We start from the raw sequence: 5,289 nt of genomic DNA, 5'->3' as shown, positions 1-5,289 counted from the left end.
ATTTAATTAAAAATATATAGTAAAAATAAATGAAATAATCTTAGTAAAAATGAGTAAAAATATAAGGAAAATTTAAGTAAAAAATATTGAAAATGTTTTCCGAGGGTGTTAATATTATATTAACAAATAAAATTATATAGAAGGGGTGTAAATATTTTGAAGCAAAAAATGTTAAATATTTTTAATGAGGTTTATGGATATAAAGAGGGAGCTAGAGTATTTTTTTCACCTGGAAGAGTTAATTTAATTGGAGAACATACAGACTATAATGGTGGAAATGTATTTCCTTGTGCAATAAGTTTTGGTACTTTTGGAGTAATAAAATTAAGAGATGATAATAAAGTAAGAATGTATTCAAAAAACTTTGAAAACTTAGGTGTTATAGAGTTTAGCTTAGATGGGTTAAAATATGAAAAAGAGCATGATTGGGCAAATTATTGTAAAGGAGTTATAGATGTATTACAAAAAGAAGGTTATGTTATAGATAAAGGATTTGATGTTGTAATATATGGAAATATACCAAACGGGGCAGGACTTTCATCATCAGCTTCACTTGAGCTATTAATTGGAGTTATGATGGACAAGTTATTTAACTTAAATATTGATAGAATAGATTTAGTTAAATATTCACAAAGAGCAGAAAATAAATTTATAGGCGTAAATTGCGGTATTATGGATCAATTTGCTATAGGAATGGGAAAAGAAAATAAGGCTATATTGTTAGATTGTAACACTTTAAAATATAGTTACTCAGATATAAATTTAAAAAATGAAGTTATAATTATATCAAATACGAATAAAAGAAGAGGGCTTGCAGATTCAAAATATAATGAGAGAAGAAGCGAATGTGAAGAAGCCTTATCTGAATTAAAAGAAAAATTAAATATTAATTCATTAGGAGAGCTTACAATTGAAGAGTTTGAAAATAATAAAAATTTAATAAAAGATGAAATTAGAATAAAGAGAGCTAAGCATGCTGTATATGAAAATGTTAGAACTCTTAAAGCAAAGGAAGCTTTAGAAAATAATGATTTAAAAACATTTGGTGAGCTTATGAACCAATCACATATTTCATTAAGAGATGATTATGAAGTAACTGGAAAAGAATTAGATACATTAGTTAATCTTGCATGGGAATGTGAAGGGACTATAGGTTCTAGAATGACAGGAGCTGGTTTTGGAGGTTGTACGGTATCTATAGTTAAAAAGGATTTTGTAGAAAGTTTTATAAAGTATGTAGGAGAAAAGTATAAAGAAATTATAGGATATGATGCAGATTTTTATATAGCAAATATAGGTGATTCAACTAGAGAAATATAGGGTGTGATATTATGGAAATTTATAGAGAGATTGATAGGTTAATAAAATATTCTTTGAAAAAGAGTTTAATAGAAACTGAAGATGAAGTATATATAAGAAATAGTTTACTTGATCTCTTTAAATTAGATGATTATGAACAGCAGAATATAGATGATGAAGATTTAAATACTCCAACACCTATTTTAGAGAATCTTTTAGATTATGCATATGAGAAAGGTTTAATTGAATATAATACTCCAATATATAGAGATCTTTTTGATACTAAAATAATGGGGATTTTAATTAAAAGGCCATCTGAAGTAATTAAAGATTTTAATTATAAATATAAAAATAGTCCTAAAGATGCAACAACATACTTTCATAATATAAGTAAAGCTTGTGATTATATAAGAACAGATAGAATAGCTAAAAATGTTGTATGGAAAACAAGTTCAGAATATGGAAATATTGATATAACTATAAATTTATCAAAGCCTGAAAAGGATCCAAAGGCAATAGAAGCTGCTAAAAATCTTCCACAGTCAGGATATCCAAAATGTTTACTTTGTAAAGAAAATGAAGGATATTCAGGAAGGGTAAATCATCCTGCTAGGCAGAATTTAAGAGTTATTCCTATAAATCTTTTGAATAAAGAGTGGTTTTTACAGTATTCTCCATATGCATATTATAATGAGCATTGCATAGTGTTTTCAGGAGAGCATATCCCTATGAAAATAACAAAGGAAAGCTTCGATAGAATATTGGAGTTTGTAGAAAAATTTCCACATTATTTTGTAGGATCAAATGCAGATTTACCAATAGTTGGAGGGTCAATACTTACTCATGATCATTATCAAGGTGGGAATTATAAATTTGCAATGAATTATGCAGAAGATGTATTTAAGTTTAATATAAAAAATTATAATGGTATAGAGTTATCTATAATTAAATGGCCATTAACAGTAGTAAGATTAAAAGGTAAAAATAGAGAAGAATTAAGTGAACTTGCTGGTAAAATATTAAGTCATTGGAGAGAATACTCTGATGAAGATGCAGGTATATTTGCTTATTCAGAAAATATTCCTCATAATACAATAACTCCAATTGGAAGATTTTCTGATGAAAAGTATGAATTAGACCTTGTACTAAGAAATAATAGAAGAAATAATGAACATCCATATGGAATATTTCATCCACATGCACAATTACATCATATAAAGAAGGAAAATATAGGTCTTATTGAAGTTTTAGGACTTGCAGTTTTACCATCTAGGTTGAAAGAAGAACTTAAATTAATAGAAAAAAATTTGCTTTTAGGTAATGAAGATCTTATAGATAAAGATGAAATAGGAATACACTTAGATTGGTTTTATGAAATATTAAAAAATAATAAAAATATAAACGAAAATAATGTGGAATCAATTGTAAGAAATGAAGTAGGAAAAGTATTTATAAAAGTTCTTGAAGATTGTGGTGTATTTAAATGGAATGAATCAGGAATAAAATCTATGAAAAAATATATAGATTCATTAAAAAACAATATTTAAATAAAAATAAATATGGATTTGAATTTAATATTCAAATCCATATTTTTATTATTTTGATATTTAAAATACCTTAATATATAATATGTTATGAGAAAGAGGTGAAAGATATTGGCGACTATAAAAGATATAGCAAATATTGCAGGTGTATCAATATCAACTGTATCTAGGGTTTTGAATTTGGATAAAAGTTTAAATGTTTCAGAGGAAACAAGAGAAAAGGTTTTAGAAATTGCTGATAAAATGAATTATATGACTGCAAAGCAAAAAAAACTTAGGGATAAGGTGTATAATATAGGTATTGTAAGTAGCTTTATAGATGGAGAATCAAATGATCCATATTTTTTATATATTAGAATGGCAATTGAAAAAATGTGTAATGAAAAAAATATAGAGTTTAAATCAGTATATATAGATAAATTAATTAGTGAGCCTACATCAAAATATAAAGGAATAAATGGAATAATAGCTATAGGTATATTTACTAATGAGGAAATAAAAAAATTAGAATGTATAACTAAAGAAATTATATTTGTAGATTCATCTCCTGATGAATGGAAATATGACTCTATTGTTGTAAATTTTAAACAAGGAGTTTTAAGTGCTTTAAGTTATCTTGAAAGTTTAGGTCATAAAAATATAGCATATATAGGTGGTAGAGTAATAGCTCATAATGATAAAGAAAAAAAAGAATTATTTAATGATAGAGAAAAGATATATACAGAATATATGAAAGAGAAAGGTAATTATAAAAAAGAGTGGGTATATAAAGGAGATTTTACATTAGAAGATGGTTATGAACTTATGAAAAAAATGCTTGAGAATAAAAACTTACCTACGGCTATATTTATATCTAGTGATCCTATGGCTATAGGTGCTTATAAAGCAATTAATGAAAAGGGATATTCTATTCCAGAAGATATAAGCATAATAGGATTTGATGATATTGCAACAGCAAAGTTTTTAACACCATCTCTTACAACTGTAAAAGTATTTGTAGAGCTTATGGGAGAAACTGCATTAAACACTATTTTAGAAAGATTAGAAAATAGCAGAGAAATAAGCAAAAAAATAGTTTTGCCAGTTAAACTTATAAAAAGAGAAAGTTGCAAATCAATTAAATAAAAAAACGTGTCATAAATTAGACACGTTTTTTTTATTTAAAAATTAGAAAATGCATTGGATGGTATTCCTTTGTAAGGACAAATTTTCATCACTTTTCTTATTAAATGTTGCTTTTCTAAATAAGAACAAATTGAATCTATATGTTTTGAAGGATCTATTTCTTTTTCAGCATTTGCAAAAGATAAAGCTGATTTTAAATTGCTATAAGGTATTGAATTTATATTTTCACTAATTTCTGCTGGAGTAAAAAACTTATTAGGATTAGATATTAAAAATTGCCTAATATCATCTGCTAATGAATGAAATTCTAATTTATTTTCATCGCTAGTATAAATTTTCATTTAAATCACTCCTTAAACTTTAATTAATAAATAATAATATTTACATAATTTAAATCTTATGTAAATGTTTACTTTAATAATATTATAACAAAAAAGTTATTTAATATAAATGTATATTTAATGTACTTATAAAACAAAAAAATATGTATGCTTTCTTTTTGTTACCCAAAATTATTTTAAATAGGTTGACAATGATTTTTAAAAAATATATTATATTAAATAATTAGTTTGATTGTCAAAATAATGGAGGGTTATTATGAATTTAAAAGCTAGGGATTTAATATTAATTTCAATGTTTGCAGCACTTACAGCAATAGGTGCATTTATAAAAATACCATTACCTATAGTTCCGTTTACATTACAATATTTCTTTTGTGCAATAGGTGCAATTTTACTTGGAAGTAAACTTGGAGCATTATCACAAATTTTATACGTATTTGTAGGTCTTATAGGAATACCTATATTTACACAAGGTGGAGGTCCACAGTATATATTGCAACCTACATTTGGATATTTACTAGGATTTATATTAGCTTCATTTATTATAGGAAAAATAACAGAAAATATTAAAAAACTAACTTTATTAAAAATATTTTTTTCATGTTTATGTGGATTAGCTATTATATATATATTTGGAGTTTCGTATATGTATATTATTTACAATTTTTATTTAGGTGATACAATGAGTGTTTTTTTAGCAATTAAGATAGGAGTTATAGCATTTTTACCAAGTGATATATTATTAAGTTTTATAATATCAATAGTTGGAATTAATGTTGTAGCAAAACTAAGAAAAGCAGGGTATGAAATTTAGGCTTAAAATAATTAAAATTAGTTTTGTTAAACATAAGTATTTTATTAAAATTAACTTTTAAAATCATATGTGATACATTAAGATTAAATATAATTAACAATTCAATATTATTAAAGTATAATAAGTTTAAAAGTATTTTTAAGTTTCTGTGTCAATATTTGAAAGA

General features: G+C 24.7%; 5 protein-coding genes. 4 read left to right on the top strand and 1 reads right to left on the bottom strand.

Going from position 1 to position 5,289, the window contains the following annotated elements; genetic code table 11:
- Nucleotides 1-168: 168 nt before the first annotated feature.
- The 3 genes from Q4E08_RS11420 (at nucleotide 169) to Q4E08_RS11410 (ending at nucleotide 3,968) form a co-directional block, all read left to right on the top strand.
- The gene (locus tag Q4E08_RS11420) at nucleotides 169-1,320 is read left to right on the top strand and encodes a galactokinase (RefSeq protein WP_303131064.1); all 1,152 of its coding nucleotides are present in this window, start codon (nucleotides 169-171) and stop codon (nucleotides 1,318-1,320) included.
- A gap of 11 nt (nucleotides 1,321-1,331) precedes the next feature.
- Entirely contained in the window at nucleotides 1,332-2,846 is a 1,515-nt protein-coding gene (gene galT / locus Q4E08_RS11415) for a UDP-glucose--hexose-1-phosphate uridylyltransferase (RefSeq protein ID WP_303131063.1), read from the top strand.
- A gap of 108 nt (nucleotides 2,847-2,954) precedes the next feature.
- Nucleotides 2,955-3,968, top strand: a complete 1,014-nt coding sequence (locus Q4E08_RS11410; RefSeq protein WP_303131061.1) for a LacI family DNA-binding transcriptional regulator — start codon at nucleotides 2,955-2,957, stop codon at nucleotides 3,966-3,968.
- A gap of 35 nt (nucleotides 3,969-4,003) precedes the next feature.
- Here the strand turns inward: Q4E08_RS11410 and Q4E08_RS11405 are convergent, their stop codons facing one another.
- Nucleotides 4,004-4,309 carry a hypothetical protein gene (locus Q4E08_RS11405; protein WP_303131060.1) on the bottom strand — a complete coding sequence of 102 codons (306 nt, stop codon included), beginning with the start codon at nucleotides 4,307-4,309 and terminating at the stop codon, nucleotides 4,004-4,006.
- A 256-nt stretch (nucleotides 4,310-4,565) separates the two neighbouring features.
- Between Q4E08_RS11405 and Q4E08_RS11400 the strand changes: the two genes are divergently transcribed.
- Entirely contained in the window at nucleotides 4,566-5,123 is a 558-nt protein-coding gene (locus tag Q4E08_RS11400) for a biotin transporter BioY (protein ID WP_303131059.1), read from the top strand.
- The last annotated feature ends 166 nt before the right edge of the window (nucleotides 5,124-5,289 follow it).

The organism is Clostridium sp., assembly GCF_030532265.1.
In the GTDB taxonomy this organism is placed as follows: Bacteria; Bacillota; Clostridia; order Clostridiales; family Clostridiaceae; genus Clostridium.
This window is presented reverse-complemented; position numbering and strand designations above follow the sequence as displayed.